Source organism: Ensifer sp. SL37, assembly GCF_026672675.1.
GTDB classification, from domain to species: domain Bacteria; phylum Pseudomonadota; class Alphaproteobacteria; order Rhizobiales; family Rhizobiaceae; genus Ensifer; species Ensifer adhaerens.
Map to the genome: position 1 here is coordinate 55,707 of NZ_JAPPRN010000003.1, position 26,444 is coordinate 82,150.

At 60.1% G+C, this 26,444-nt stretch carries 19 protein-coding genes and 9 pseudogenes; 11 read left to right on the top strand and 17 right to left on the bottom strand.

From position 1 onward, the window contains the following. Window positions 1-9: 9 nt before the first annotated feature. From OVA00_RS11280 to OVA00_RS11300, 5 genes and pseudogenes are all read right to left on the bottom strand, one after another. Entirely contained in the window at window positions 10-1,281 is a 1,272-nt protein-coding gene (locus tag OVA00_RS11280; protein WP_268088969.1) for an IS256 family transposase, read from the bottom strand. Window positions 1,282-1,377: 96 nt separating this feature from the next. Further along, window positions 1,378-2,736 (bottom strand): annotated as a pseudogene (locus OVA00_RS11285) (recombinase family protein); the annotation flags it as partial. After that, window positions 2,726-2,995 carry a hypothetical protein gene (locus tag OVA00_RS11290; protein ID WP_013850832.1) on the bottom strand — a complete coding sequence of 90 codons (270 nt, stop codon included), beginning with the start codon at window positions 2,993-2,995 and terminating at the stop codon, window positions 2,726-2,728. The gene OVA00_RS11290 and the pseudogene OVA00_RS11285, both read right to left, overlap by 11 nt. Before the next feature lie 22 nt (window positions 2,996-3,017). Then, entirely contained in the window at window positions 3,018-3,467 is a 450-nt protein-coding gene (locus tag OVA00_RS11295; protein ID WP_018210163.1) for a helix-turn-helix domain-containing protein, read from the bottom strand. A gap of 180 nt (window positions 3,468-3,647) precedes the next feature. Then, the gene (locus tag OVA00_RS11300) at window positions 3,648-3,860 is read right to left on the bottom strand and encodes a transposase (protein WP_010875248.1); all 213 of its coding nucleotides are present in this window, start codon (window positions 3,858-3,860) and stop codon (window positions 3,648-3,650) included. Window positions 3,861-3,958: 98 nt separating this feature from the next. On the opposite strand from OVA00_RS11300, the pseudogene OVA00_RS11305 reads away from it, so the two are divergent. The 3 genes and pseudogenes from OVA00_RS11305 to tnpA all read left to right on the top strand — a co-directional run. Continuing rightward, window positions 3,959-4,144, top strand: a pseudogene (locus tag OVA00_RS11305) (integrase core domain-containing protein); the annotation flags it as partial. A gap of 736 nt (window positions 4,145-4,880) precedes the next feature. Then, complete coding sequence (locus tag OVA00_RS11310) at window positions 4,881-5,294, top strand: Crp/Fnr family transcriptional regulator (protein WP_268088911.1); 414 nt, start codon at window positions 4,881-4,883, stop codon at window positions 5,292-5,294. Window positions 5,295-5,553: 259 nt separating this feature from the next. After that, window positions 5,554-6,019, top strand: a pseudogene (tnpA, locus tag OVA00_RS11315) (IS66-like element accessory protein TnpA). Window positions 6,020-6,204: 185 nt separating this feature from the next. Here the strand turns inward: tnpA and OVA00_RS11320 are convergent. Further along, entirely contained in the window at window positions 6,205-7,407 is a 1,203-nt protein-coding gene (locus OVA00_RS11320) for an IS256 family transposase (RefSeq protein WP_268088617.1), read from the bottom strand. 118 nt (window positions 7,408-7,525) lie between these two features. Between OVA00_RS11320 and OVA00_RS11325 the strand changes: the two are divergent. The 5 genes and pseudogenes from OVA00_RS11325 (at window position 7,526) to OVA00_RS11345 (ending at window position 13,006) form a co-directional block, all read left to right on the top strand. Continuing rightward, window positions 7,526-8,796 (top strand): annotated as a pseudogene (locus tag OVA00_RS11325) (IS256 family transposase). A 52-nt stretch (window positions 8,797-8,848) separates the two neighbouring features. Continuing rightward, window positions 8,849-10,516 (top strand): IS66 family transposase, encoded by a 1,668-nt coding sequence (locus tag OVA00_RS11330; RefSeq protein ID WP_268088912.1) that lies wholly within the window; start codon window positions 8,849-8,851, stop codon window positions 10,514-10,516. 447 nt (window positions 10,517-10,963) lie between these two features. Next, the gene (locus OVA00_RS11335) at window positions 10,964-11,254 is read left to right on the top strand and encodes a type II toxin-antitoxin system Phd/YefM family antitoxin (RefSeq protein ID WP_176356511.1); all 291 of its coding nucleotides are present in this window, start codon (window positions 10,964-10,966) and stop codon (window positions 11,252-11,254) included. Next, window positions 11,251-11,628, top strand: coding sequence for a type II toxin-antitoxin system VapC family toxin (locus OVA00_RS11340; protein ID WP_268088913.1), 378 nt, complete (start codon window positions 11,251-11,253; stop codon window positions 11,626-11,628). Before OVA00_RS11335 ends, OVA00_RS11340 begins: the two co-directional genes overlap by 4 nt. A gap of 220 nt (window positions 11,629-11,848) precedes the next feature. Beyond that, window positions 11,849-13,006: a site-specific integrase gene (locus OVA00_RS11345; RefSeq protein WP_268088914.1), complete on the top strand. Its 1,158-nt coding sequence runs from the start codon at window positions 11,849-11,851 to the stop codon at window positions 13,004-13,006. Window positions 13,007-13,141: 135 nt separating this feature from the next. Here the strand turns inward: OVA00_RS11345 and OVA00_RS11350 are convergent. After that, window positions 13,142-13,591 (bottom strand): annotated as a pseudogene (locus OVA00_RS11350) (GNAT family N-acetyltransferase); the annotation flags it as partial. A gap of 191 nt (window positions 13,592-13,782) precedes the next feature. On the opposite strand from OVA00_RS11350, the pseudogene OVA00_RS11355 reads away from it, so the two are divergent. Further along, window positions 13,783-14,361 (top strand): annotated as a pseudogene (locus OVA00_RS11355) (Tn3 family transposase); the annotation flags it as partial. Between the two features lie 214 nt (window positions 14,362-14,575). Here OVA00_RS11355 and repC read toward each other — a convergent pair. From repC to OVA00_RS11375, 4 genes are all read right to left on the bottom strand, one after another. Further along, the gene (gene repC, locus OVA00_RS11360; RefSeq protein ID WP_268088915.1) at window positions 14,576-15,790 is read right to left on the bottom strand and encodes a plasmid replication protein RepC; all 1,215 of its coding nucleotides are present in this window, start codon (window positions 15,788-15,790) and stop codon (window positions 14,576-14,578) included. 153 nt (window positions 15,791-15,943) lie between these two features. After that, on the bottom strand, window positions 15,944-16,930 hold the full coding sequence (gene repB / locus OVA00_RS11365; protein ID WP_268088917.1) for a plasmid partitioning protein RepB: 987 nt from the start codon (window positions 16,928-16,930) through the stop codon (window positions 15,944-15,946). A 78-nt stretch (window positions 16,931-17,008) separates the two neighbouring features. After that, window positions 17,009-18,214 carry a plasmid partitioning protein RepA gene (gene repA / locus OVA00_RS11370; RefSeq protein ID WP_268088918.1) on the bottom strand — a complete coding sequence of 402 codons (1,206 nt, stop codon included), beginning with the start codon at window positions 18,212-18,214 and terminating at the stop codon, window positions 17,009-17,011. 230 nt (window positions 18,215-18,444) lie between these two features. Next, window positions 18,445-19,260, bottom strand: a complete 816-nt coding sequence (locus OVA00_RS11375) for an N-6 DNA methylase (RefSeq protein ID WP_268088919.1) — start codon at window positions 19,258-19,260, stop codon at window positions 18,445-18,447. Between the two features lie 536 nt (window positions 19,261-19,796). Between OVA00_RS11375 and OVA00_RS11380 the strand changes: the two genes are divergently transcribed. Beyond that, window positions 19,797-20,075, top strand: coding sequence for a hypothetical protein (locus tag OVA00_RS11380; protein WP_268088920.1), 279 nt, complete (start codon window positions 19,797-19,799; stop codon window positions 20,073-20,075). Between the two features lie 275 nt (window positions 20,076-20,350). Here the strand turns inward: OVA00_RS11380 and OVA00_RS11385 are convergent, their stop codons facing one another. The 6 genes and pseudogenes from OVA00_RS11385 to OVA00_RS11410 all read right to left on the bottom strand — a co-directional run. After that, window positions 20,351-20,605 (bottom strand): DUF736 family protein, encoded by a 255-nt coding sequence (locus OVA00_RS11385; protein WP_268088921.1) that lies wholly within the window; start codon window positions 20,603-20,605, stop codon window positions 20,351-20,353. 346 nt (window positions 20,606-20,951) lie between these two features. Next, on the bottom strand, window positions 20,952-21,713 hold the full coding sequence (istB, locus tag OVA00_RS11390; protein ID WP_268088922.1) for an IS21-like element helper ATPase IstB: 762 nt from the start codon (window positions 21,711-21,713) through the stop codon (window positions 20,952-20,954). Between the two features lie 18 nt (window positions 21,714-21,731). After that, window positions 21,732-23,260, bottom strand: a pseudogene (gene istA, locus OVA00_RS11395) (IS21 family transposase). A 204-nt stretch (window positions 23,261-23,464) separates the two neighbouring features. Further along, window positions 23,465-24,268: pseudogene (tnpC, locus tag OVA00_RS11400) on the bottom strand (IS66 family transposase); the annotation flags it as partial. 79 nt (window positions 24,269-24,347) lie between these two features. Further along, window positions 24,348-24,650, bottom strand: coding sequence for a group II intron maturase-specific domain-containing protein (locus tag OVA00_RS11405; RefSeq protein WP_268088970.1), 303 nt, complete (start codon window positions 24,648-24,650; stop codon window positions 24,348-24,350). Between the two features lie 102 nt (window positions 24,651-24,752). After that, window positions 24,753-25,031 (bottom strand): annotated as a pseudogene (locus OVA00_RS11410) (reverse transcriptase domain-containing protein); the annotation flags it as partial. 111 nt (window positions 25,032-25,142) lie between these two features. On the opposite strand from OVA00_RS11410, the gene OVA00_RS11415 reads away from it, so the two are divergent. Beyond that, a complete protein-coding gene (locus OVA00_RS11415) occupies window positions 25,143-26,414 on the top strand; it encodes an IS256 family transposase (protein WP_268088859.1) in 1,272 nt (423 codons plus the stop codon). The last annotated feature ends 30 nt before the right edge of the window (window positions 26,415-26,444 follow it).

Here is a 26,444-nt window from a genome sequence, read left to right on the forward strand (position 1 = left end):
CGAGGCCGATCAGGCGGCGCGATGGTCTGGGGTCGTCGAGTCGGCGACACCGTCGGTAAATTTGACGCGGGCGATGACCTTTGGCAACTGATTTTCGCCCTTCAGCCGGCGCCAGGTTTTGGCGGCGCTCATGACGAGCTTGAAGACCATGAGCCGTGCTGTGTTGTGGGACAGGCCTCCCTTGGTTCGCACCGTGCGGTGCCTGACGGTGGCGAAGACGCTTTCGATCGGGTTCGAGGTGCGCAGATGGTCCCAGTGTTCGGCCGGGAAGTCGAAGAAGGTCAGCAATGCCTCGTGGTCCTTCGTCAGGCAGTTGACGGCCTTGGGATATTTGGCCTTGTATTTGTCGACGAAGACGGCGATCGCGACCTCGGCGGTTGCCCGATCCGGGGCATCGCGGACCTCCCTGAGATCGGCCTTCATGTTCGGCTGCACCGACTTCGGCACCTTGTTGAGGATGTTGAGGAGCTTGTGTTGCCAGCACCGTTGATGGCGGGTCGAAGGGAATATCTCCTCCAGCGCCTTCCAGAAGCCGAGCGCGCCGTCGCCCACGGCAATTTCTGGCGCAATCGAAAGCCCGCGGGCCTTCAGCCCGACGAGCAGCTCGCGCCAGCTCTGGGTGCTTTCGCGCACGCCGACTTGAAAGCCGACAAGTTCCTTCTTGCCTTCCGGCGTCGCGCCGATGACGACCAGCATGCAAGCGGCATCGTCCTCCATGCGTGCCTGAAGATAGACCCCATCGGCCCAGATGTAGACGTAGCGGCGGGCTGACAGGTCGCGGCGTTGCCAGCGATCATAGTCGGCCTGCCACTCCTCCTTCAGCCGGCCAATCACCGAGGGGGACAGGTTCGGTGCGTCCTTGCCGAGTAAGGCGGCAAGCGCCTCCTGGAAATCGCCGGTCGAGATGCCGCGCAGGTAAAGGACCGGCAGCAGGGCGTCGAGGCTCTTCGTGCGTCGTGCCCACTTCGGCAGGATCGCCGACGTGAAGGTGATGCGATCCTCGCCGCAAGTCTCCAAAGCCCGGTCGCGCAGCTTGACGCGGCGCACCGCAACCGGACCGATCCCCGTCTGGATCGTTCTTTCAGGCCCATGGCCGTGCCGCACCACCCGGTCCCGCCCATCGCTCAGGCGTTCGCTGGCCATGGCCGCAAGAAACGCCTCGGCTTCCGCCTCCACGGCCTGTGCCAGAAGCCGGCGCGCGCCTTCGCGTAGAACCGATGTCAGGGGATCATCGAGCGTCTCGGGATGCGGAAAGGAAACAACAGTGCTATCTGTCTTCATGGCGTATCGCTCTTTCATGAGGTTCTGGCAGGCTTGTCACCCGCCTCGATACGCCGCCCTCATCAAACCGTCATCACCCAGTTTCCGTCATAGCTCCTTGCCATTCCAGTCCGCTTCGAGTGCGTCGGCAACCAAGCGATTGTCGGGATCGACCTTCAGATAGCGGCGGCGTGCGAGTTCAGCCTCATACCGGGCGCGCTGTAACTGCTTGTCGCGCAGCGAGGCAGCTTGTTCGACACGTTGCGAGATCTCCTCCTGCACCGCAAGTGCGACCTCTATCGCCGTGGGTGCCATTGCTTCGAACAGCAACGCGCTGACCGCTTCATCGATCGCTGGTCCTCTTGCCCATTGGCAAGCCTTGCCCGCGTGGCGCACGACGGCCTCGTTGCAGATGTAATAGGGACGAAGCTTGCCCTCGAACTGTTCGTAATGGACCCGCATGCGAGCGCCGCAACGACCGCACAGAACTCTTCCTTGCAATAAGCCGTTGCCCTGGCGAGGCATACGACCCCGCAGGCCCGGAGAAAACCCGACTGCATTTTGTTCGAGACTTGTTTGATTGCGCTCGAACTCGTCCCACGAGATGTAGCCTTCATGGGCTTGAGGAATGAGCACCTGCCAGTCGGACCTCGGCATCTTCTGCTGTACGGACTTAAGCTTGGCATTGTAGACCGTGCGGGTGCGTCCGTATGCGAAAGCACCAGCGTATCGTGGATTGTGCAAAATCTGGATCACGCGAGAATGGTCGATCGCGCTCCACAGCACGTCGCCCTTGCCGATGCCGCGACGGATACGACGGGGAAACAGGATCTTCTCGCTGCGCAGGCGGCGCACGACCGCACAGGCTGTGCCCACCTCCCGGAAGGTATCGAACAGCATGCGCACCGTGTCCTGGATCTGGCGATCCGGATCGAGCACCACGCGCATATCAGGCGTGTAGACCAGTCCGATCGGCAACGGCAACTCGAGCTCGCCACGACGCGCCTTGTTGAGAATGCCGCCTTGCAGTCGAGACTTCAGGATGTGCAGTTCGGCCTCGCTCATCGTGCCCTTCAGGCCGAGCAGCATACGATCGTTGAACGACGCCGCGTCGTAAACGCCATCTTCGTCCATGATGAGCGTGCGCGACATGGCGGCCAGTTCCAGAAGGCGATGCCAGTCCGCATTGTTGCGAGCCAGGCGAGACACTTCCAGCCCCATCGCGACCTCGCTCACCAAGCGCTGAAATCCGTCGCGGTCCTGCGACTGTGCACCGGAAAGGCCGAGGTCGTTGTCGATGACGTGGACACGCTCAATCGGCCAACCCAGCGCCACCGCGCGGTCCCGCAGTGCATATTGCCGCTTCGTGCTCTCGGTGTTCTCAAACACCTGACGAAGGGAGGACTGGCGGACGTAGAGAAACGCATCGCGCCGCAGGTGATCGGCGCTAATCTTCATGGCATTATCAGTAGACATGGCTTCCTCCTGTCTCTGCTGCCAGCACCATATTGGCGAGCATGTGCACGAGCTGGCGATCGTGCGCGACCAGTGAAGTTGTCTTGAGCCGAGGCGTCGACTGCTGTCGCGCTATCGCGGATTGATGTGGTGCGATCAGTACTGCCAGGCCGCGCCACAGTCCGTGGAAGACGATGGCGCCCATGCGCCTCGCGCAAGCCGTACCGCAAATAACATCGGCGCGGAGCGCTTCGTAAACATCCTTGCCGTTCTCCGACATGGCGATTGCGTGCGTCGGCTCTTCATCGTTTTTTTTTACGCGCCACCGCGCGTTCGATGCTGCGAGGATGGACGCTGATGCCCAGTCTCGCATGCACTAGGTCCGCCAGAGAACGGGCCTGCAGTTGGCCGTTCGCATCGAGATGCTCCTCGACGAGACGCATCACCTCGCCAGTAAGCTTGTGGGCTGACTTCGGCCCGCGGGTGCGCGGCAAGAGGCCGGACATGCCATCGCGCTCGAACGCGGCCTCCGCTTGATAGTAGGTCTGCCGAGACAGCCCGAAAAGCGCGGCCGCATCCGCTTTGTTGGTGCCGTCTTCGCGGGCGTGCCGAAGCATCTCATACTTCACTTGCACGAGATCGAGCGGATCAAAGAAACCTGCTTCCCGAAACCAGGGGGCGCGGACGCCCTCGGGCTTGGGGTTCAGAGCGCCCATCTGGCGCAGGCGATCGGGCTTGCTTTCTTTGGTCATGGGAGCCTCCCTGTGTAATGCAAATTATGCCGCCCTTTGCTCACACGTCAATCAAATTATATCTCAAATACCGCCGAAACCCATGTAACATCGAGCCTTACCTATTGCTAGGACGATCAATGACATCGCGTCTCGGCATAATTAGGCTTACATATGCGGCGTAATTTACTTGACGCTTCGTCATTCTTCCTGGCGGCGCTTAATGCGATCAATCAACGACGCCAGCGCCGACAGATCGTCTGGGCGGGAGAAGGACCGACCTGCAGCAACCTGACTGAACAAGTCGGCCTCATTGACATCGGTCCACGAGGCCGGAAGCGAACGCAACCGTCCTTGGGCGTCGTAGAACATGACGCGGTCTTCGCCCCAGTTCTGTTTGCGTGTCGACAGCACGAAGCGCTGTCCGCGCCACGGATGGAACGGGTGCGTAACCTCGAACTCTATGCGGGCTTGAGTGTCAGTACGAACTGCAGTCCTGGACTTGAAAGAAGGGAATGGCGGAAGCCTTCGTCAAAACCTTCAAGCGCGACTCCGTCTCGGTTAATCCCATTCCGGACGCCGAAACCGTCATCGCCCAACTGCCCCTATGGTTCGAGCATTACAACACGCTTAACCCGCACAAGGCATTGGGATATCGATCACCGCGCGAGTTCTTAAACCGTCAAACAGAAACCTGATCCTGTCCGGTTTTTATGGGGCAACTCCAGGCACACCCTATCGTCAAACGCGCACATCTGATTTGCTCATAACGATTTCTTATGAAGGGATTACTCTTTGAGAGTTTTGATCTTCTACGTTGTGTCCCACATTTGACGGCTGAGTAGCGCATGGACAAAGCTGGCATGGTCTTCATTATGCTCATCTGCGGACTCGCTACGCTGGTTCTGAGCATTCTGATCATCACTCCGAGATTGGAGACCGCGCCCCGGGTGGCAACTGCGATAGTTCCTGGCTACTAGTGCGCGGCGGCAGAATAACGGCTGCATTCTATCTCGCGGCTTGTCACGAAATGGAAGGAGCCTCCACATAAGACGGATCGCGATTAACATGGCGGGCTGCTCTCAAGTTAACTGAACCTTGGCTAGCCTTTGCGCGTAGCAAGGTGTTCAAAATATCGAACTAGGGGAAAATGCTCAATCTGAAGGGAGCGGGAGAGATTGCCGTTAAAGGCGGATGGTTAAGTCTGACGCCCGCCGCCTTCCAGCGCGCCGTGCTCGACAGGGCCAAGCTACGCCGTATCAAGGCAAGGGAAACGTTGCACTATGAGGGCGACGACTCCATCGGGATGTACGGGCTTGTCGGCGGAAGCCTCAAGGTTAGGCATCGGCGGGTGAGCATGGCCCATATCTCGTACACATGCTGTGGCCGGGCACATGGATCGGAGAAGGTCCCACCATCACAGGCCGACCGCGGTTGGTCACCCCCATCGCCACGGAATGCTGCGATCTCCTGTTCCTGTCGCGAGCGGCGATTCACGAAATCGTACGGATCGAACCCAGGTTCTGGTCGCTTTTCCTTATCCCGCAGCAGAACCTTTTCGAGTTGGCGGTGCTGGCTGTGGCCGATACCATGCTTCCGAGCCACCTCAAGCGCCTTATCGCGACGCTCCTGCGCCTTGGCGGCGCGCGTAGTGGCCCTGCCAAGGACGCCCCCGGCCGCATCGATCTCGCTTTCAGCCAAGAAGAGATTGCCGTCATGACCAACGTCACTCGGCCGACCGCGGGGAGGGCGTTGCGCAGGCTCGCAGCCAATGGCCTCATCGAGGTGGGCTATGGTCGGCTCACCCTCACGAACATTGTAGGACTGCAGGCTCTACTCGAAGAATGAGGGGAACCTTCGACTCCGGCGGCGGTAGCCGTTCTGAGTACCCATTTAACGACGCATCACTCCGAGAGTGGGCCGGCCGAAGCTGCCTCCGCTCCCCTTCATTTCAATTCCGCGGGCCGGTAAACGACGACCAGTGATAACGGCGTGCGTGCATGTGTCCTGTATGCGCCGCCTACATCCCATTGATTTTGCGTGTTTGTGACCATTGAGGTTTCTGCCTTTCTGCCAAAAAGTGTTCGGCGACAGCTGGAGGTTTGGCATGACGGATGGCGGTGATGGATTTTTCGGGCGATGCGATGTTGTTGAGCCTCGTCGTGGAAACCGACGATGGCCTGACGCCGTGAAGGCGCGGATTATGGCGGAGAGCCTTCAGCCTGGAGTTCGGGTCGCTGACGTTGCGCGTCTTTATGAACTCGCTGCGCATCAGCTTTCGGACTGGCGACGGCAGGCGCGTCAGGGTCTGCTGACGCTGCCTGCCGAACTGATGAACTGATGACCTCCGTGCCGGCCTTTGCGGATGGCCTATCGTACCCGCCTTTGTGCCACTGGCGATTACGACGGAGCCGAAGACGGCTACCGAGGCTTTGTCGATCCCGGATCCCGACGCGGCCGCTTCACAGATCGTGACGGTAGAAATAGGCGCAGATTTCGTGGTGAGGGTTCCCGGCGATGTGCCGGTTGATCGGGTTGCAGCTTTGGTGCGTGCGATGCGAGGGACGGCGTGATCGTCGCGGGCCAACGATTACCGATCCTGATCGCGACGCGGCCGGTGGACTTCCGCTGTGGCCATCAGGCGCTGGCCTTGATGGTGCAGACCGAGTTCAAGCTTGAAACGCGAGGCCCAGGCGCTCGGAGTGTCCGACGAGCTGCCGGGGGAGTGCCAGGAATTCTGTGCGGTGGGCCGGTTTCATCAGTTGAAGAACCGCTCGCCGAAGATGACGGCGAACTGTGTCTTTGCCTTGATCCACTCCCTCGGCGCGCGCTTCCACTGCTCGGCCGCATTGTTGAGGACCAGATATAACAGCTTCATCGCGGCTTCGTCACCCGGGAAATGGCCGCGCGAGCGCACTGCCCGACGAAGTTTCGAGTTCAACGCCTCGATGGCGTTCGTCGTGTAGATGATGCGGCGGACGCCCTCTGGGAAGGCGAAGAAGGGAACAACGTGTTCCCAATTGCGCCGCCAGCTTTGAGAGATGGCAGGGTATTTCTGGCCCCAATACCCTTCCTCGAAAGCCTCCAGCGCCTTCATTCCAGCCTCGGCATCTCGAGCACGATAGATGGCTCTCAACGCCGGTACGACGGGTTTGCGATCCTTGTAGGACACGAACTCCAGAGAATGCCGGATCAGGTGGACGATGCAGGTCTGGACGATCGTCTGAGGGAAGACGGCCGTAATGGCTTCGGGAAAGCCCTTCAGGCCATCGACCACGGCGATCAGGATGTCCTGGCAGCCACGGCTTTTCAGCTCATTCATCACGCGCAACCAGAACTTTGCCCCTTCGGTCTGCTCGATCCAGAGCCCGAGGATTTCCTTTGTGCCGTCCGCCAGAACTGCGAGCGCGACATAAACGGCCTTGTTGCGAACGAAGCCTTCGTCCCGGATCTTGACCCGGATGGCATCGAAGAACACGAGGGGATAGCACAGCTCGAGCGGGCGGTTTTGCCACTCGCCAACGGCCTCCAGAACCTGGTCGGTCACCGCCGAGATCAGGTCCGGCGACACGTCGATACCGTAGATTTCTTCGAGGTGGCCCTGGATTTCCCGCACCGTCATGCCGCGCGCGTACATGGAAATGATCTTATCATCGAAATCGGGAAAGCGGCGCTGATATTTGGCGATCAGCTGCGGGTCGAACGTACCGGCCCGGTCGCGCGGGATGGTCAACGTCATCTTCGAGGTACCGGTCAGCACCGTCTTTTTCGAAGATCCATTCCGCCGATTGCCCGACGGTCCTTCGCTGCGATCGACGGCGAGATGTTCATCAAGCTCGGCGTTGAGAATACGCTCCGACAGTGCCTTCTTCAGGTCATCCAGCAAGCCGTCCTTGCCGAAAACATCGGATGGATCACGACCAGCAAGAAGTTGGTCCAGAAGTTCTTTTTCGATAGCCATGTGATGATTCGCTCCTTTTCATGAGCTATGACGGAAACTGGGTGATGACGGTTTGAGGAGGGCGGCGTATCGAGGCGGGTGACAAGCCTGCCAGAACCTCATGAAAGAGCGATACGCCATGAAGACAGATAGCACTGTTGTTTCCTTTCCGCATCCCGAGACGCTCGATGATCCCCTGACATCGGTTCTACGCGAAGGCGCCCGCCGGCTTCTGGCACAGGCCGTGGAGGCGGAAGCCGAGGCGTTTCTTGCGGCCATGGCCAGCGAACGCCTAAGCGATGGGCGGGACCGGGTGGTGCGGCACGGCCATGGGCCTGAAAGAACGATCCAGACGGGGATCGGTCCGGTTGCGGTGCGCCGCGTCAAGCTGCGCGACCGGGCTTTGGAGACTTGCGGCGAGGATCGCATCACCTTCACGTCGGCGATCCTGCCGAAGTGGGCACGACGCACGAAGAGCCTCGACGCCCTGCTGCCGGTCCTTTACCCGCGCGGCATCTCGACCGGCGATTTCCAGGAGGCGCTTGCCGCGCTGCTCGGCAAAGACGCGCCGAACCTGTCACCCTCGGTGATTGGCCGGCTGAAGGAGGAGTGGCAGGCCGACTATGATCGCTGGCAACGCCGCGACCTGTCAGCCCGCCGCTACGTCTACATCTGGGCCGACGGGGTCTATCTTCAGGCACGCATGGAGGACGATGCCGCTTGCATGCTGGTCGTCATCGGCGCGACGCCGGAAGGCAAGAAGGAACTTGTCGGCTTTCAAGTCGGCGTGCGCGAAAGCACCCAGAGCTGGCGCGAGCTGCTCGTCGGGCTGAAGGCCCGCGGGCTTCGATTGCGCCAGAAATTGCCGTGGGCGACGGCGCGCTCGGCTTCTGGAAGGCGCTGGAGGAGATATTCCCTTCGACCCGCCATCAACGGTGCTGCCAACACAAGCTCCTCAACATCCTCAACAAGGTGCCGAAGTCGGTGCAGCCGAACATGAAGGCCGATCTCAGGGAGGTCCGCGATGCCCCGGATCGGGCAACCGCCGAGGTCGCGATCGCCGTCTTCGTCGACAAATACAAGGCCAAATATCCCAAGGCCGTCAACTGCCTGACGAAGGACCACGAGGCATTGCTGACCTTCTTCGACTTCCCGTCCGAACACTGGGACCATCTGCGCACCTCGAACCCGATCGAAAGCGTCTTCGCCACCGTCAGGCACCGCACGGTGCGAACCAAGGGAGGCCTGTCCCACAACACAGCACGGCTCATGGTCTTCAAGCTCGTCATGAGCGCCACCAAAACCTGGCGCCGGCTGAAGGGCGAAAATCAGTTGCCAAAGGTCATCGCCGGCGTCAAATTCACCGACGGTGTCGCCGAAACGACGACCCCAGACCATCGCGCCGCCTGATCGGCCTCGTCACCCATTTCCCGCCATAGCTCAAATCAGATTCGCTTCGGTCATGCCGAAGAAGCGCCTCCCCTCACCCGAGCACGCCGACACGCTATCGCTGAACGCGTTGCGGTCGTTTGTGACGGGCCTGGTCAGTGAGGTCAGGGAGCTCTCCGCAGAAGTCACGAAGCTTCGCGCCGAGAACGCGGAGCTTCGTGAAGAGAATGCAGCGCTGCGCCAGGAAAACACCCGCCTGAAGGTGGAGAACCAGCTACTGCGCGACGAGATCGCCAGACTGAAGAACCTGCCGCCGCGGCCGCCGTTTCGCCCGTCGGGCATGGAGAAGGCGACGGATTTCAAACAGGATGATCCGCCGGCAGCCAAGAAGAAGCCGCGCGGCCCGAAGCTCGACATCAAACGGGTGAGCCGCGAGGAAGTGCTCCGCATGACGCCGCCTCCAGGTTCCCGTTTCAAGGGCTACAAGAGCTGCCATGTGCGTGACCTGATCATCTCGGCTGAGGTCGTTCATTACCGGCGCGAGTGCTGGCTGACACCGGACGGCAAGATGCTGCTTGCGCCATTGCCTGCAGGAATCATCGGCAGCTACGGCGCCAACCTGCGACGGTTTTGCCTGATGTTGCACGCGCAAGGACAGGTGACGATGGAGCGGCTGACGACGCTGCTCAACGATGTCGGCGTCGACGTCTCCAAGCGCCAGGTCGTGCGGCTGATGACCCAAGGGCTGGACAGCTTTGTCGCCGAGGATGCGGCGGTACTGCATGCCGGGTTGCTTTCGGCACCCTATATCACCGTCGACGATACCGGCGCCCGGCATGCGCGCGCCAATTTCCATACGACCCAGATCGGCGGGGCGCAGTTCACCAATTTCCGCACCACGCCCTCCAAGTCCCGACTGAACTTCCTGTCGCTGCTCAGAGGCAGCTATCAGGACTATGTCCTCAACGACGCCGCCTTCGACTATCTCGATCGCCGTCGCGTCGAGCCGGCGCTGGTCGCCAAAATCCGCAGCCATGAACCAAAACATTTCTGCAACCAGGTGCCGTTCCTCGAGCATTTGGCTGCCAGGGGGATCGACATCTTCGACCGGCAGGCGGTGCGTGTGCTGGCGGAAGCCGGCATCTGGGGATCGATCCGCCATCATGGTCTCATCGGTGATACCGTCATCGTCTCCGACGACGCCGGCCAGTTTCGGGTCGGCAACCATGCGCTCTGTTGGGTGCATGCGGAGCGGCTGCTGCAAAAGCTAATGCCGACAACGCCGCGGCAGGTGCGTCTGGTCGAGACGGTGCGCGATCTCGTGTGGCAGTTCTACCGGGCGCTGAAGAGCGTCAAACGGAAGCCGCCGCCTGGGCTCGCTGCCGCGTTCCACAAACGCTTCGACCGCATCTTCTCGCTCAGTACCGGTTACGAGGATCTCGACAAGCTTTTGGCGCGCCTGTTTCGCCGCAAGGACGAACTGCTCAAGGCGCTGGAACGACCGGGAACGCCGCTCCACACCAATGCGTCGGAGAACGATCTGCGCAGCTTCGTCACCAAGCGCAAGGTCTCCGGTGGCACGATGAGCCGAGAGGGCCGCGTGGCGCGCGACACCATGCTCGGGCTGATGAAAACCTGCCGGAAGCTCGGCCTGTCGTTCTGGCACTATCTCGGCGACCGCCTGCAACTCGACGGTCCGCCCATCCCGCCGCTGGCCACTCTGGTCGCGGCTAAGGCTTGAACACGCCTCTCCACTTTACAAACGGCCCTGGCTAGAAGAACTGCCTTGGTTCAGCGTCGATGCCACCGACATGTGTGCACGACGCCGCAAGACTGCTCCCTCCTCGACCCAATGCCCGCCGTGCTTCCGCGACTCAACCCGTCTGTGCTAGGCTGCGCATATAGAGCTTTTGCCTATCTCATCAGCACCGCCACAAAATCTGCCCCGGTTACCCCCCGGTTACCATCGCTCCGGCGATTTTACCGTTCCTTAACCATCTGATTTAGCTTCTCAAAATACACAAAACGGAAGCTAAATCATTCTAAATTACCGCCATCCGGACGCCGCTTTGCAGGAGACATCACTATCGATAGGTATCAAGTATCGATAGTGAAACGTACACTCTACTTGTACGCCCTGTGACTCAATGATATTCTCTCTCAGCGCTCAAAACAGCCGGAGATCGCGATGCCCCAGACCCTGTACAAGATCAGCGAGGCCCGCAAGCATTTCGCCGAGGTGCTCGACCGCGCCAACCACGGCGAGGAAATCATCATCATGCGCGGCAATGAAGTCTACGCCCGTATCGGTCCGGCCGACGGCGGCAAGCGCCCGTTCGGGCTCTTGCGCCAGCGTGGCCTGCCTGACGACCTTTTCGACGACGTCGACGCCGAACAAACCGCGATCGACGCCGGTGACTGGAACGACGATGTCGGCGTCTGGCAGGGAAAATCCAGCAACCGCGACACCTCCAAATGAAGGTTCTACTCGATAGCCACGCCGTCTACTGGTGGACGATCGGCAGCGACCGCCTCTCCCTGAGAGCTCGATCGCTGATCGAGGACAAGGCCAACACCATCCTCGTCAGCGCCGTCTCCTTCTACGAACTCGACAACAAGATGCGGCTGAAAAAGCTTGACCTGAAGCCACAGGAGTTGCGCGCCGCAGTCACAGCCAGCGGCTTGCAGACCCTTGCCATCACTGATCTGCATGCCGAGCTGGCTGCAAGCTTCGACTGGGACCACCGCGACCCGTGGGACCGACTTCTTGCCGCCCAGACGCGGCTGGAACATAGCACGTTTGTTTCCGTCGACGGCGCTTTCGATGCAGTGCTGCATGAGCGTATTTGGTAGGCAAGCGGATGAAGGTTTTGATCGAGCTCGAGGAGGCGGCAGAACGGCTGGAGGAGCTAATCGATTTGGCGCTACAGCAGGAGGAAATCTATGTGTGCCGGGGCGGACGACCCGTAGCTCAGCTCACCTCCTTCCCTGGGACGAAAGATGATACCCCTTCAGACGAATTCGCAGAGACACTTACTGATGTAGGGCTAACCGCCGCAGGCGAGCTGCCGCGATGACTGTCGTGTCATCGACATCCATTGCCGGCCGCGCCGAAGTGCTAGACGCGCTCGACGCCATCCTGCCCTTCGATCGGCGCGATCAGCTCGCCACCCTTCTGACCGACGAAGACGTCGCGACGCTCAAGCATCTCGCCAGTGAGGGCATGGGCGACAACACGCTGCGAGCACTCGCGTCCGACCTCGGCTATCTCGAGGCCTGGTGTCAGCTAGCCACAGCCACTCCCCTCCCGTGGCCGGCGCCGGAAAGTCTGCTGTTGAAGTTCGTAGCCCATCATCTCTGGGATCCGGCCAAGCGGGCGGAAGATCCGTCCCATGGCATGTCGGTGGAGGTGGAAGCGGGCTTGCGTTCCGGGCGACTGTTACGTGCCGACGGGCCGCACGCTCCAGAGACTGTTCGACGCCGGCTAACGAGCTGGTCGATCCTCACCCGTTGGCGGGGCCTGACCGGAGCCTTCGCTGGTCCTTCGCTCAAGTCGGCGCTGCGGCTTGCGGTCCGCGCCAGCGCCCGGCCGCGGCAACGTAAGAGCAGGAAGGCCGTCACCGGCGATGTCCTGGCAAAGCTGCTGCAGGCCTGTGCCGGCGAGCGCTTTGTCGATCTACGGGATCGGGCTCTGCTTTTGACCGCTTTCGCCTCCGGCGGCCGCCGCCGCTCCGAAGTAGCCGCGCTGCGTGTCGAAGACCTGGTTGACGAAGAACCAGTTCGAGCGGATCCGGCCGATCCCGCCTCCGCTCCCCTTCCCTGCCTGTCGATCCGCCTCGGCCGCACCAAGACGACGATCAGTGATGACGACGAGCAGGTGTTACTGATCGGTCCGCCGGTCGTGGCTCTAAGAGGGTGGCTGGAGCAAGCGGGCATCTTGGAAGGCCCGGTCTTCCGTCGCATCGACCAGTGGGGAAACATCGATCGACGTGCGCTGACGCCTCAGTCGGTCAATTTGATCCTGAAAGCCCGTTGCAAACAGGCAGGGCTCGAACCCAAGCAGTTTTCAGCGCATGGCTTGAGATCGGGGTATCTAACCGAAGCTGCCAACCGCGGCATTCCGCTGCCGGAAGCGATGCAACAGTCGCTGCATAAGTCCGTCACCCAGGCGGCGAGCTATTACAACAACGCCGAACAAAAAAACGGACGCGCGGCGCGACTGATTATTTGAGCTGCATTTCGGACACCGACAGGTCCATGGCCGCCGCTTAGCGAACTTGGAATAGAGGAAAGCGTCCCTTGGTTCGTTCGACAGGTTCGGATGGAGAAGGTACCGCCGAAGCAACGCCTCCTGAGTCATCCCGGCCTTTTCCATCACACGTGCCGAGGCCACATTCTTGACATCGCAAGCTGCCTCGGTGCGATAGATCATTGGATGGGAAAGAGCATGTTCGATTGCCCAATGCACCACTTCGGTCGCGACACCGTGCCCCCAATGGTCTTTGCGGATTAGCCACCCGTAAGAGACGCGCGGTCGAGCCAACCGAGCATCAATCCTCCCGACAAGTTCGCTCGGCGTTGAGCGCAAGCAAATCACGGCCGGAAAGATGGACCCGCCTTCCCACTCCAGGTTAGAGCGTTGCGCTGCTTCCCGTGTTTCGGAAATGTCCGTATGCGGACGCCAAGTGAGATACTTCGTCACGTCAGGATCAGTCGCCCAACCACCAAAGATGGCGTCGGCATCAGCCGGCACAATCCGCCTCACCAAAAATCGGTCGGTGAAGAACTCCTCCGGGAGGCGATATGTCGAGTTCATTCTGCAAACCTTTAACTGCTCGGCGCTTCTCCGCGCCGTCCCATCCAGCGAGTACGACGTTCACGATTTAAAGTCGAGTAGGGCCCAGTCGATGGGGTGGACGTCTCCTCGACTATAGCAACGTTTCGACACCGCTATATTGGCACATTGCGATGCCGTTAGGAGGCGTCCACCCCATCGACCGGGCCAACAGGATCAACATGAAGCTGATCGCCGACCATTGGGACGATCTGCTGCGTCTCGCCGGCTCCCTCAAGCTCGGCGTTGTCCAGGCCGCTGGCCTCACCCGAACCCTCCAGACCAACGACCGGCCAACCCGTCTCGCTCGCGCCCTGCAGGAACTCGGCCGGCTCATCAAGACGCTCTACCTCCTGCGCTTCATCGACGATGAACGCTACAGGCGCCGCATCCTCATCCAGCTCAATCGCGGCGAAGGTCGCCACCAGCTCGCCCGCGTCATCTTTCATGGAAAGCGTGGCGAACTACGCCAGCGCTATCGTGAAGGCCAGGAAGATCAGCTTGGAGCGCTCGGCCTGGTCGTCAATCTCGTCGTGCTCTGGAATACGATCTACATGGACGCCGCCATCAACCAGATCGTCACTGAAGGCTACGATGTCCGGCCGGAGGATGTTGCGCGCCTGTCACTACTCGGCTTCGGCCACGTCAACATGCTCGGCCGATACGCCTTCACACTTCCGGAATTCGTCGCTCGCGGTGAACTCAGGCCGCTGCGCGATCCGAAAACCGCCGACCCGGATGACGAGCCTTGAAATCCTTATGTAGGTTTTCTGTTCCGTTGCTACTCAGACCCCGAGATCGAGCGCCTGATCGAACTGCTCAGAAAGAAGCAATGAACCTCGAATCTGGTCTACATCGGCGTACTGGAGTTCCGTCCACGGTCGATTGCCAGTCCGTAACGGTGTGTCCTCTCCCACACCTTTCGAATTGATCGCGCACGCCTGCGCCAGAGGTGCGCCTATCGCATCAACCGGCCCGCATCGGGCGCACAGGGTTTGCCTTCATCAAAGCCATTAACATGGGGCCAAGCGAGAATTGCTCGCATCTAGCCTTGGCAGTGAGATCGCGGAGATAGCCGCCGGCGGAGTTGATGTGCCCTGCCCTTTCGAGGATGCAGGCCATCGTCGCGGCCGCGTTTTCCGGCCCCATCACGTCGCAGGCGTCCTGGTAGGCGCTCGGACTGACGCCGAGCATCGAGCGCACCACGACGGTGGCCGCCATCAGGTCGCGCCAGCTCGAAACCGCGCCGTCCGGTCCATACATCGCGATCTCGGGGCAGGCCTGCAGCACCATGCCCAACGGGAAGGCCTTCAGCGGTTCACGCCGGCGGTTCGGTTCTGGCTCGGCTTTCGCCCCCGGCTCCTTTCCAGAGCTAGGTTCAAGTTCATGGATGGATTCGGGATTTGAATTCTGTATGTGACGCTCAAAATGAGCATCATTGGTGCTCGAATTCTGGAAATCTTCCTGAAGATCCAGCTGGTTGATGATTTCCTCGCGCAACATCTCCAATTCTTCGAGGATTGCCTCTATATCCGCGAGCGTCGGCGTACGGGGGATGCGGCCGGTCAGCTCGAGGAAAACATCCTCGTTGCGTCCCCAGTCGCCGGCAGCTCCTTCTTCGATCGCTGCGGAGATCAGCTTGCGAACGTCGCGGCGGCAAATGGTGAGCGCTTCCTTCGTCTTGCGCAGGCGGGCGCGATCGGCGGCCACCTGCTGGGCCAATTGGGCGAGCTCATCGGCGCGGGCGAGCAGCGGCGCCAGGTCAAAGCCGAAAGCGTCGTCAATGTCGCCTGCTCCGTTCTTGCGCGCGAACCGCTTGCCGTTGGCGCTGTCGCGGCGGACGATCAGCCCGGCCTCCACCAGCGCGGCCAGGTGCCGGCGGAGCGTCGCGTGCGCGATGCCATGGGCGCGGACGGAAAGCTGCGCGTTCGACGGAAACACGATCAGGTTGGCGTCCGTAGTCAGCTCGGCCTCCGGATAGAAGCTCAGCAGTGCATTCAGTACCGCGAGCGCGCGATCCTGCAGGCCGAGCAGCGCCCTCGCCTCGCAGGCATCACGGAAGATCTTCCACTTGTCGGCGGCCCTCGCCGGGCGCGCCTCTGCGGTCCGGATCTGCTGGCGCACGAGCGCAAGCGATACCGGCCGCCGCCCGAAGGGCGTCGTCACATTTCCAGTCTGCATTTTTCTTCACCTTTCAGAAGGCAAAAGAAATCCGCTCACCAAAACGATGCCAAAGACTCTTGACTAAGATTCGTGGAAATGTGATTCTCAGGTTGCTACATCCGAGAAGGGCTTCCACGACGGCGACGTTTGGGGGCCTTTTTCTTTTGCGGTTTAATCTCCTAATTCGTTCCGTTTGAAGTCGCGGTATAGCTCCTCCAGCCGTTCGGCGACGAAGGTTCCAAAGCGAGAAGCATCCTTTGACTTCAATGCCATGGTGAAGGCTTTGCCGCGCTCGCTTACGGACACCTGAACGTCGGTTCCGGTAACAGCCCAACTTCTTGAGCTCGGCTTGCGCTCTGGCCTTGCCTTTTTCCCTTTTTTCAGATGTTCCAACAATGAATTGAAGCGCTCGTCAGACGAGGAGATACTGAAAGCTTCGCCCTGGACGAATTCAACGGCTTCCGCGGCCTTCCCCGGCACAATCACCAGCTTTTTCAACTCTTCCCATCGATCTCGTCCAACGCCTCGCGCGTTGCCGACAGCATCCAATACCGTTTCCGGCACGTTCTCGACTACTGAGAGCATCCGCGAGAGCAACGTGTCGTCGACAGTCAAAGCCGCCTTGATGGTATCCTTGGACATGCTGCCGCGCGCCAGCTTTTGAGCAAAAAGCGACTTCTCGATAAATGTCAGGTTCGCGCGAGCGGTGTTTTCCTGCCCCTGCGCAATTACGTGAGCAATATCCTCGATCGGTTTGATGACGGCGCGGACTGGGACTCCGAGTTCCTTCGCTACGCGCGCGCGTCTGTGGCCGAAGACGATCATAAAACGTCCACTGACCTCTGGGTGCGGCCGGACCAGGATCGGTGATGATTGACCGTGCTGCCGAATGGCATCTCGAAGAAGAAGATAGTCATCATCACCGACATCGATGCGATCAACGACGAACGATGCATCGAGAAGATTGGCGTCGAGCGAAACCACAGTCTCACCCTCAAGCACTCGCATTGAGTTTTCGGCCATCTCATCCAGAGACTGCATCATCGACCTGGAAGCGCCGCGTTTAGCGTACTCCGCGCGACTTCCGGAGGGCGACGGTGCGCTGTCGGCGACCGCGATCGACGCCGTCACATTTGCCAGTAGGTTCTTTCTAGCCATGCACGTCTCCAGAAATGTTCCTTATCGCTCTGAAATCACAGAGCAAAAGACGATTCTGCACGGCTGTCAAAAAGCCGTTCATTTCCGTCCCCAGGCTTTGTGAATAAGCTGTACGATTTCGCCGTTCACGGCGTTCAGGCTCTCGATCGCACGGTCGTAAGTGGACCGAATGAACTGGTTCTTTTCGACTTCATACAAGGTTTGCTTTGTAATGCCGGCGTCAGAGATCGCCGTGGACTTAAGCATGTGGTGTGCGAGCATCCGTTTGTTGAACATCGCTTGCATGAATCCAACCATCTGGGCCTGTGGCCCGTCGGTTGGCTCGTATCGTGTAACCAGATAACGGAACCACTTCAGCTTGACCTTGGCTCCCGCACTTTTAATCGACTGCAGTATGCCTCCGAGCATGAGCAAGAACTGGCTCATCGACATGATATCGAGCATCTGGGGGTGCACGGTAACAATGACCGACGTTGAGGCCGTCAACGCCGTGAGCGTGAGGTAGCCGAGTTGGGGAGGGCAGTCGATGACGACAACGTCGTATTTATCATCAACCTCCTTCAGTGCCGAGCTGATGCGAGTGAAGAACATCCGGCCTTCGGGCGAATTCTTGTTTGAGGCGGCAAGCGGCGTCTCGTATTCGTATTCCTGCAGCTCCAAATTGGCCGGCACAATATCGAGGCTAGGAAAGTTGGTGGGCAGGATTACGTCTTTGATCGGCGACTTCTTGTCGTCGTAGCGCAGCGCCTCGAACAGGGAAGGGTTCTTGTCCAATTCAGGCTGAATGCCGTGGAGGGCCGTTAGAGATGCCTGAGGGTCCAAATCGATCGCGAGAACTCGGTGACCGGTAAGCGCGAGATATTGGGCCAGGTGTGCGGCAGTTGTAGTTTTTCCGCTACCGCCTTTGAAGTTTACCACGGAGATGACCTGCAGGGTCTCTCCGGATCTGCGGTGTGGAACGTACCGTTTAAAGTCGGAACGACCGTGCTTGTCTAGGAAGTGACGTAGCTCCAACATCTGCGCTGCAGTGTACGATCGGCGCCCGGAACTGGACACTTCGGGCGCGGGCCCTTTACCTTCGAGGTGAAGCTTCTTGATGTGATTCTGCGTGACGCCCAGGTACTCGGCAACTTCCGCGAGGGAGAAGAGGCGCAGGCCCTTTTCCGCGTTTGGTGGGTATTGTTCAAGCCGAAGCAAGTGGAGTTTGTCCGAGATGAGTTCACCTTGCTCAAGAATCTCGTCGTCAAAGTCCAGCTCTGCGCTAATGTCAGCCGCTATGTTCATTTGCGTCCACTTTTAGAATAACGCTTTTCCGAAAAGAAGTGCTTCGAAAGCGTGATTAGTATGTCCGATTCTTTGCATGGAGCAATAAGTTTTTCGTTAACAAAACCTTAACGGCGCATCCAACCAAGCATGGTGAGCAACTGCGGTCCGAAGACGCCCGCTCCCGGCGTGCGTCCTCAGAAATGGCGGCGATGGGGAGGGCGGCAGGGTCAGCGCAGGAACTCCCCATATCAGAACAACCGCAACTGCCCGTTCGTCCCGATCTGAGGCACTGATGACCCCGTTCGAGTCGCGGTGGTTTTGACGGCCACGGCCTCGGTCTGTTCCAGCATGGATCGGGGATGGTCCCCTTTTTCCGCCCGGCCGACTCTATCTACCCCTGCAAGCTTCCACCGCCAACCACCGATGACATGAGCGAGGGTCACCCACTCCTCGCGGAATTTCATCGCCAGACTGTCTCCTTCGATGACGACGGCCGGAATGTGCATGAGGGAAAACTGAATGTAGGCCATATGGACGGCGCGGCGGTCGATATCCACGGCGGTCACATGGAGGCATTGCTGGTAGTTGTGGCCGGCTTCCTTCATGGCTTCGGCAAGAGCGATGATCATTGCGCCGGCGCCAACGGCTGGCTCCTGAGCGACGATGAAGCCGCGCCGGTTTATCGTGCGGGCGAGTTCGTCGGGTGAACCGATCAGCATCCGGGCCATCATCTGGCAGAGGGGGTAGGGAGTGAAGAATTGGCCCCGCGCCGTGTTGTGCAACTCGAGAGCGTGAAACACCTGGCCGAGAACGTCGCGGGGTGCCTGTTCCATCGCCAGGGTGAGCTCACCGAATATATGGGTGAAGGTTTCGAGTTCCGAGCGCTTGTATTTGCGCGCGATTTCCAGATAACGCGCTTCTCGCTTGTCGCGATGGCTGAGATCGGCGGCATTGCTGATTGAAATGGCCGCACATTCACACCAGTCGGAAAAGGTGGCGTGGAGGTCGTGCTTGTAGCGGAAGGTCTCGAAGAGTTTGACGATGGCTTTAAGGTGGTCGGTCATGTCGCGTCCCGTTGTCTGCAAGGCAGGAGGTCGTCTCCTGCCTCCCGGGGCCGCGCGAGCGGTGGGTTGGAGGGGGAAAACAGTCTTTGCGGGGAACCGCCTGCACGGAGTGGCAGGAGGCCGCGCAGGAAGGTGGGCGAAAGGCTGTTTGGGGAAGAGAAGGGCGAAGCCCTCGGCCCCCATCTTCGCAAAAAATGAGCTAAGTCCGCTTGCTCGTTTTCCAGCCGTGCTGCACCGGAGGGTCAAGGCGGCCCCTACTGGGGAGAGGGGGCAACGCTCTTTCTCCCCCTCTTAAAGGATCCAACCAGGACCGCCCTGGCGGGCCACCTTTTACGCTTCCGTGGTCGTCACCCGAAGGGCCGAGACGATCCGGGCGCCTAGCTCAACCCGATCGAGAACGAGCAATCGGTTCGGTCGCCGGCGTTCGGCGCCGGCGATAGGGCGCGGGCCGTGGCCGTTGATCGGTCGCGGATGCCCTTAGAAAGTCATCGCTGGTCTGCTAGATTCGGTTGCATTCAATGAATCAGGAGATGCAGATGCAGGAAATGTACGGACAAATGCTTCTGGAACTGGCCCGACGATTTTTAACGGCCGTGATTTTTGCCGCGGGGCTGTTTTCTGTGATCCTGGCCGCAATTCCCTACGTTCGTGTACCGGGGCTCGTCGTTGCCTACCTCGGTGAAATTCACCCGGTTCTCGGTATTGTGTCCGCTGGCCTCGGCTTAATTGTTTTCTTTCAAATTCCGCTCCGCGCTCCGACCATCACCGATCGGTCCTTGGATCTTATCTACAGAGGCGTGAAACGCGTTTTCTGAATGATGCCTCGTCAGAGTTTGCTTGCCAAAAGAAGGCCGGTGCTCGTGGTTACTACCGGCCCAGGTTTCCCACGAGGCTCCGGAAAACCCTACGGCGCTATGGGGAGCGCGGGTTTCCTCCGCCTGCTTCGCTGCGCCGCGCTTGCGGCTTGCTCCGGCCGCTGTCGCGCCGCCCAGCGGCACGGCGGCTGGAAAACAGGCATCGACCACGACGGCTTGAGCCTTTAAGGAAAAAGGAGATACCCCGACCCTCATGGACCGGGGTATCGGGTTGATCAATCCCAGGGGATGACTGCCATCAGATCTTCGTCGTCCTGGGCGGGGAAGCGGCCGAGGTTGGCGTTGAGTTTTCCGTATCCGGTGTTGACGGAGAGGCTGAAGTATTTGCCTCCGTTCTGGTTTTCCTTTTCCCAGATACCGCCGATCTCGACGCGGCGGCCGCGGGGGGATTTGGCAAAGAGGCGGTAGACCGGCGCCTTCGGGTTGGTGCTTTGGTATGCCTCGCCGAAGATGTCGAGGTCGTAGGCCATTGAGGCGATGTTGCCGGCAAGCTTGCCGTTTCTTCGAACCGGATGAAGTTGACGAGATCGGTCATGGCAGTATCTCCTTTGTTTGCGTTGCCGATGGTCACGCGAAAACGGCCGGAAGACAGCCGGATTGCACCCGAAGGGGCTTGAGCAAAGCGGAGCACCGGCGGAGGTGGGGATTTTGCTTCGCGAGGAATGGCGCGGCATGCGGCAGGGGACAATCGTCACCGCAGCCGGTTGTTGTCCGGATGCGCATTTCAGTGATCGTGAGCACGGATTTCAGACGATCGTGAGCAGTCATTTCACGGCATCATGAGCAGGGTGTTCTTCATCCGGGATGGTTTGTGAATCAGGCTACGGGGTCTGCGTCAAGAGCAGCTTTTCGAGCCCGGTGTTTCCGCATACTTTCTCCGGCGAGTTCGAGGCGGTGAGCGTTGTGGACGAGGCGGTCGAGAATGGCGTCGCCGAGTGTCGGATCGGCTATGATGTCGTGCCAGTTTTCGACAGGAATCTGACTTGTGACGATTGTGGACCCGCGTCCCTGACGATCATCGAGGATCTCGAGAAGATCCCTGCGCTCGGAAGCGCAGAGTACGGCAAGCCCCCAATCGTCGAGAACCAGAAGTTGAACGCGAGCGAGAGTCTTGAGCATGCGACCGTAGCGTCCGTCACCACGCGCCAGAGCGAGAGTTTCGAAGAGGCGCGGGACGCGATAATAGAGGACGGAGCGGTCGTCGCGGCAGGCTTTGTGGGCAAGAGCGCAGGCGAGCCAACTTTTGCCCAGGCCGCATGCTCCGGTAATGAGCAGGTTCTCGTGGCGACCGATCCAATCGCCGGCGACGAGCCTTGCGAAGACGGCGCGGTCGATGCCGCGCGGCGTGCGCAGATCGACATCTTCGACGCAGGCGCTTTGCCGCAGCGCGGCAAACTTCAGGCGGGCGGTGAGGCGTTTGGTGTCGCGCTCGGCAGCTTCGCGGTCGGCGAGCAGGCCTATCCGCTCCTCGAATGTCATGGCCTCGATGCCGGGCGATCGTCGTTGCTCTTCAAAGGCTTTGGCCATGCCGGTCAACCCGAGCGCGTTCAGCCGTTCATAGGTGGGGTGGGTAAGCATGTCGTTCTCCATGTTGGTTCAGTGGAAGTAATCCTGGCCACGGATGTTGCTGTGGTGCAGGGGGTGGTGATCGGCTTCCTCTTCGAGGAAAGCCCGATCCAGGCCATTCGTCAGGATCGAACGGATCGAGGCGACAGTGCGCGCCTTGATGAGAATGCCGCGCTGGCAGGCTGCATCGATACGGGCGGCGCTGTAGCTTTTGGCCAGAGACAGGACGCCGAGGCAGGTGCGAAAGCCTTGCTCTGGGTGCGGTCGAGCGGCGATGACGGCCTCGAAGAATGCAGCCGTGGACGGCCCGATCTTCTCGCCCGCCGCGACCAACCCTTGCGGTGTCCACTTGCCGTAGCGGCGGTGAGCGCTCGGCATGTGGTCAGCTATCGTTGTGTGGCCGCGTCGGTTGGGAGCCAGGGCATGGCTGGCAATCCGTTGCCCCTTGTGGAATATCTCGACCGTCTTGCCGGCGATGCGGACATCGACGAGTTCCTTGATCAGCCGGTACGGCGTGGAATACCAGTGCCCGTCGACTTCGACGTGGTAATCTGGCGCGACGCGGCAGCGCTTCCAGCGAGCGAAGACGTAAGGCTCGATCGGCAACTCTCCCAACCGCGGCTTGTCCAGTTCGGCGAAGAGCTCGGCCCGGCTCGCTTCGAAGCCGCGCATCTGGCGGGCGTTGAGCTCGTTGACCAGACTGAGGATCGCGGCATTGATCTCGGCCAGCGAGAAGAAGCGCTGGTTGCGCAGTCTGGCCAGGATCCAGCGTTGGGCGATCTGAACTGCCACCTCGACCTTGGCCTTGTCCTTCGGGCGACGCAATCTGGCCGGAAGCACCGTAGTGCCGTAATGAGCGGCCATCTCAGCGTAGGTGCGGTTGAGACCGGGGTCATAACGGTCGGGATTGGTGACGGCAGCCTTGAGATTATCGCAGATCACGAACTTCGAGACGCCGCCCAGAAAGGCGAACAGGTTGACGTGGACGCCTATCCAGTCCGGCAAGCTCTCACTCGCACAGGCCTCGGCGTAGGTATAGTTCGAGGCCCCCATTGCCGCCACGAACAGCTTCATCGCCTGCGCCTCGCCAGTGATCGGGTCGAAGATATCGACGGTATCGCCAGCAAAATCGACGAACACCTTCTCGCCGCCAACATGGGTCTGGCGCATCGAGATGCGGGTCCGTCCCTTCCAGGCGTCGAAGGTCGTGCAAAACCACGTGTAGCCGAAGCCATCGGGGTTGGCTGTGCGGTATTCTTCCCACAGCAGCGCCCGCGTGACGCTGCGACGGCGTAGCTCCTTCTCGACATAGGCCCAATCCGGCACTGGCCGGCGGTCGCTTTGGGAGCCGGGAACAGCAGCAACTCGAGGCCGGCGTCATCGAGTTCAGTAGGTAAAGGCCAGGCCAATCCGGCCTGGCGAGCCCGCACCAGGTAACTGTGCACGGCTCCGTTACTCAGCCCAAGCGTCCGGGCGATGGCTCGCTCCGACAGGCTCTGGGAATGATTCAATCGTAAAACTTCGCGGATCTGGCGCATCGACAATCTCTGGGTCGGCATAACGGTCTCTCATCGTGGAAAACGACGAAATCCGTAGGCCTATCTGTTGTCGGACGAAGCCCTGCCTGCGCACCCCAATGGGGTGCTCACGAGAGCCTGAAATCGGTGCTCACGATGCCGCGAAATGACTGCTCACGATCGTCTGAATTACGGTAAGCGCTCATTTCGGTGCGCGCTATTAGATTAGGCGGCTTGAGCCGGCGGTCAGGCAGGCTGCCTTTTGAAGTTGAATGGTAGCAGGTCGTCGATGTCGGCGTTGTCGGGACGCTGCGGCAGTTCGGTGAGAACGTGCCGCAACCACGCGAATGGTTCGACGCCACAGGCGCGACAGGTCAACATCAGGCTGTAGGTGACGGCGCTGGCCTTGGCTCCATCGACGGTGTCGCTGAACAACCACGATTTTCGGCCGGTGGCAAAAATTCTAATGTCGCGCTCGAGTAAATTGTTATCAATCGGCATCCTACCGTCGTCGGTATAGCGGGTCAGATATTCCCATTGATTGCGCGTATAGGAGACGGCGTCGCCAAGCTTGGTGTCGGGCACGACTTTTGGAGCGATCGCGTCGAGCCACGCCTTGAGGGCGTTCAGGACCGGGACGCTGTGTTTCTGGCGAAAGCGGCGCATGTAGTCGGCCTGTGGTTCACCGTCATCCGGCCTCTCGTCCCGCACCTGCCTTTCGATCCGGTAGAGCTGGTCGAAGAACTTGATGGCCTGTGCCGGCGGCCCGCCGGGTTTCTTGCGCGCCTTGAGAGCATCGACAAACTTCCGCCTGGCATGGGCCATGCACCCGACATGCGTGGCGCCTTTCAACGTGCGCCAGGCCTGATAACCGTCACTCATCAGGATGCCGCGGTAGTCGCCAAGGAAGGCCTGCGGATGCTCCTGCCCGCGGCCGGGCTGATAATCGAACAGCACGATCGGCTGTTTACTGTCCTCGCCGCTGCGAAAGGCCAACATATACGACGTGCTGGTCGCTTCCTTGCCGGCTTCCTTCAGCACCTGGACTGTGGGGCGAGTAGGCCGAAGGAATTTCACCTCCAGCCTCTCTCAGAACCGGGCGTGAGGCTCTCACCTCACCCGGCTCCCCTCAGGCGAGCTCCGTGCCATTACCAAGTTGCCAGTGTACGAACAGCTTCCGGTTTTCACGCGCAATCTTTGCAACAAAGAGGCGCGCTTGCCCCAGGCGTTTGCGGAAGCGCTTATATTTCCGTTTGAACCAAACATAGAGGGTTTCGTTGATGTATCGCGCCATCGGATAAAGTGCCGAGCGCGAGTATTGCCCATAGTATGCGATCCATCCCCGAACGATTGGGTTTATTTCGCGAGCAATGTCGTCCAACGTCACCTCCGTTCGTTTGCGGAGTTTCAGCCTTCTAATCCTCTCTCGCATCGAGTTCAGCGATGATATGCTGACGGCCGAGGTAAATCCGCAGAACGTTTTCTGCGAAAGTTGTCCCCGAACGGATCGCGGACGAAAGCAATACCCGAGAAAGTCAAATTTGACGGTCTCGTGCCTACCCCTCCGTCGATCATCTTTGCAGTAGACGATTTTCGTTTTCCCGGGATGCATTTCCAAGCGGCATTCCAAAAGACGAGCTGCGAGCGCTTCTCTGACGATCCGCGCTTCACTCTCGCTCCGGCAATGCACCAGCCCATCATCCGCGTAACGACACCATGGCAGGTCAGGGAACTGTCTGCCCATCCACACGTCGAATGCATAATGCAGGAACAGGTTGGCAAGTATCGGGCTAACGACACCGCCTTGTGGCGTGCCGCAGTTTCGCTCGAGCTATGACGGAAACTGGGTGATGACGGTTTGATGAGGGCGGCGTATCGAGGCGGGTGACAAGCCTGCCAGAACCTCATGAAAGAGCGATACGCCATGAAGACAGATAGCACTGTTGTTTCCTTTCCGCATCCCGAGACGCTCGATGATCCCCTGACATCGGTTCTACGCGAAGGCGCGCGCCGGCTTCTGGCACAGGCCGTGGAGGCGGAAGCCGAGGCGTTTCTTGCGGCCATGGCCAGCGAACGCCTAAGCGATGGGCGGGACCGGGTGGTGCGGCACGGCCATGGGCCTGAAAGAACGATCCAGACGGGGATCGGTCCGGTTGCGGTGCGCCGCGTCAAGCTGCGCGACCGGGCTTTGGAGACTTGCGGCGAGGATCGCATCACCTTCACGTCGGCGATCCTGCCGAAGTGGGCACGACGCACGAAGAGCCTCGACGCCCTGCTGCCGGTCCTTTACCTGCGCGGCATCTCGACCGGCGATTTCCAGGAGGCGCTTGCCGCGCTGCTCGGCAAGGACGCGCCGAACCTGTCACCCTCGGTGATTGGCCGGCTGAAGGAGGAGTGGCAGGCCGACTATGATCGCTGGCAACGCCGCGACCTGTCAGCCCGCCGCTACGTCTACATCTGGGCCGATGGGGTCTATCTTCAGGCACGCATGGAGGACGATGCCGCTTGCATGCTGGTCGTCATCGGCGCGACGCCGGAAGGCAAGAAGGAACTTGTCGGTTTTCAGGTCGGCGTGCGCGAAAGCACCCAGAGCTGGCGCGAGCTGCTCGTCGGGCTGAAGGCCCGCGGGCTTTCGATTGCGCCAGAAATTGCCGTGGGCGACGGCGCGCTCGGCTTCTGGAAGGCGCTGGAGGAGATATTCCCTTCGACCCGCCATCAACGGTGCTGGCAACACAAGCTCCTCAACATCCTCAACAAGGTGCCGAAGTCGGTGCAGCCGAACATGAAGGCCGATCTCAGGGAGGTCCGCGATGCCCCGGATCGGGCAACCGCCGAGGTCGCGATCGCCGTCTTCGTCGACAAATACAAGGCCAAATATCCCAAGGCCGTCAACTGCCTGACGAAGGACCACGAGGCATTGCTGACCTTCTTCGACTTCCCGGCCGAACACTGGGACCATCTGCGCACCTCGAACCCGATCGAAAGCGTCTTCGCCACCGTCAGGCACCGCACGGTGCGAACCAAGGGAGGCCTGTCCCACAACACAGCACGGCTCATGGTCTTCAAGCTCGTCATGAGCGCCGCCAAAACCTGGCGCCGGCTGAAGGGCGAAAATCAGTTGCCAAAGGTCATCGCCGGCGTCAAATTCACCGACGGTGTCGCCGAAACGACGACCCCTGACCATCGCGCCGCCTGATCGGCCTCGTCACCCATTTCCGACCATAGC

Coding starts and splice junctions, on each gene's coding strand:
- OVA00_RS11280 (WP_268088969.1), bottom strand. CDS start 1,281: ATGAAGACAGATAGCACTGTTGTTTCCTTTCCGCATCCCGAGACGCTC.
- OVA00_RS11290 (WP_013850832.1), bottom strand. CDS start 2,995: ATGTCGGAGAACGGCAAGGATGTTTACGAAGCGCTCCGCGCCGATGTT.
- OVA00_RS11295 (WP_018210163.1), bottom strand. CDS start 3,467: ATGACCAAAGAAAGCAAGCCCGATCGCCTGCGCCAGATGGGCGCTCTG.
- OVA00_RS11320 (WP_268088617.1), bottom strand. CDS start 7,407: ATGGCTATCGAAAAAGAACTTCTGGACCAACTTCTTGCTGGTCGTGAT.
- OVA00_RS11330 (WP_268088912.1), top strand. CDS start 8,849: ATGCCGAAGAAGCGCCTCCCCTCACCCGAGCACGCCGACACGCTATCG.
- OVA00_RS11335 (WP_176356511.1), top strand. CDS start 10,964: ATGCCCCAGACCCTGTACAAGATCAGCGAGGCCCGCAAGCATTTCGCC.
- OVA00_RS11340 (WP_268088913.1), top strand. CDS start 11,251: ATGAAGGTTCTACTCGATAGCCACGCCGTCTACTGGTGGACGATCGGC.
- OVA00_RS11345 (WP_268088914.1), top strand. CDS start 11,849: ATGACTGTCGTGTCATCGACATCCATTGCCGGCCGCGCCGAAGTGCTA.
- repC (WP_268088915.1), bottom strand. CDS start 15,790: ATGCAGACTGGAAATGTGACGACGCCCTTCGGGCGGCGGCCGGTATCG.
- repB (WP_268088917.1), bottom strand. CDS start 16,930: ATGGCTAGAAAGAACCTACTGGCAAATGTGACGGCGTCGATCGCGGTC.
- repA (WP_268088918.1), bottom strand. CDS start 18,214: ATGAACATAGCGGCTGACATTAGCGCAGAGCTGGACTTTGACGACGAG.
- OVA00_RS11375 (WP_268088919.1), bottom strand. CDS start 19,260: ATGACCGACCACCTTAAAGCCATCGTCAAACTCTTCGAGACCTTCCGC.
- OVA00_RS11380 (WP_268088920.1), top strand. CDS start 19,797: ATGCAGGAAATGTACGGACAAATGCTTCTGGAACTGGCCCGACGATTT.
- OVA00_RS11385 (WP_268088921.1), bottom strand. CDS start 20,605: ATGGCCTACGACCTCGACATCTTCGGCGAGGCATACCAAAGCACCAAC.
- istB (WP_268088922.1), bottom strand. CDS start 21,713: ATGCTTACCCACCCCACCTATGAACGGCTGAACGCGCTCGGGTTGACC.
- OVA00_RS11405 (WP_268088970.1), bottom strand. CDS start 24,650: ATGCGAGAGAGGATTAGAAGGCTGAAACTCCGCAAACGAACGGAGGTG.
- OVA00_RS11415 (WP_268088859.1), top strand. CDS start 25,143: ATGAAGACAGATAGCACTGTTGTTTCCTTTCCGCATCCCGAGACGCTC.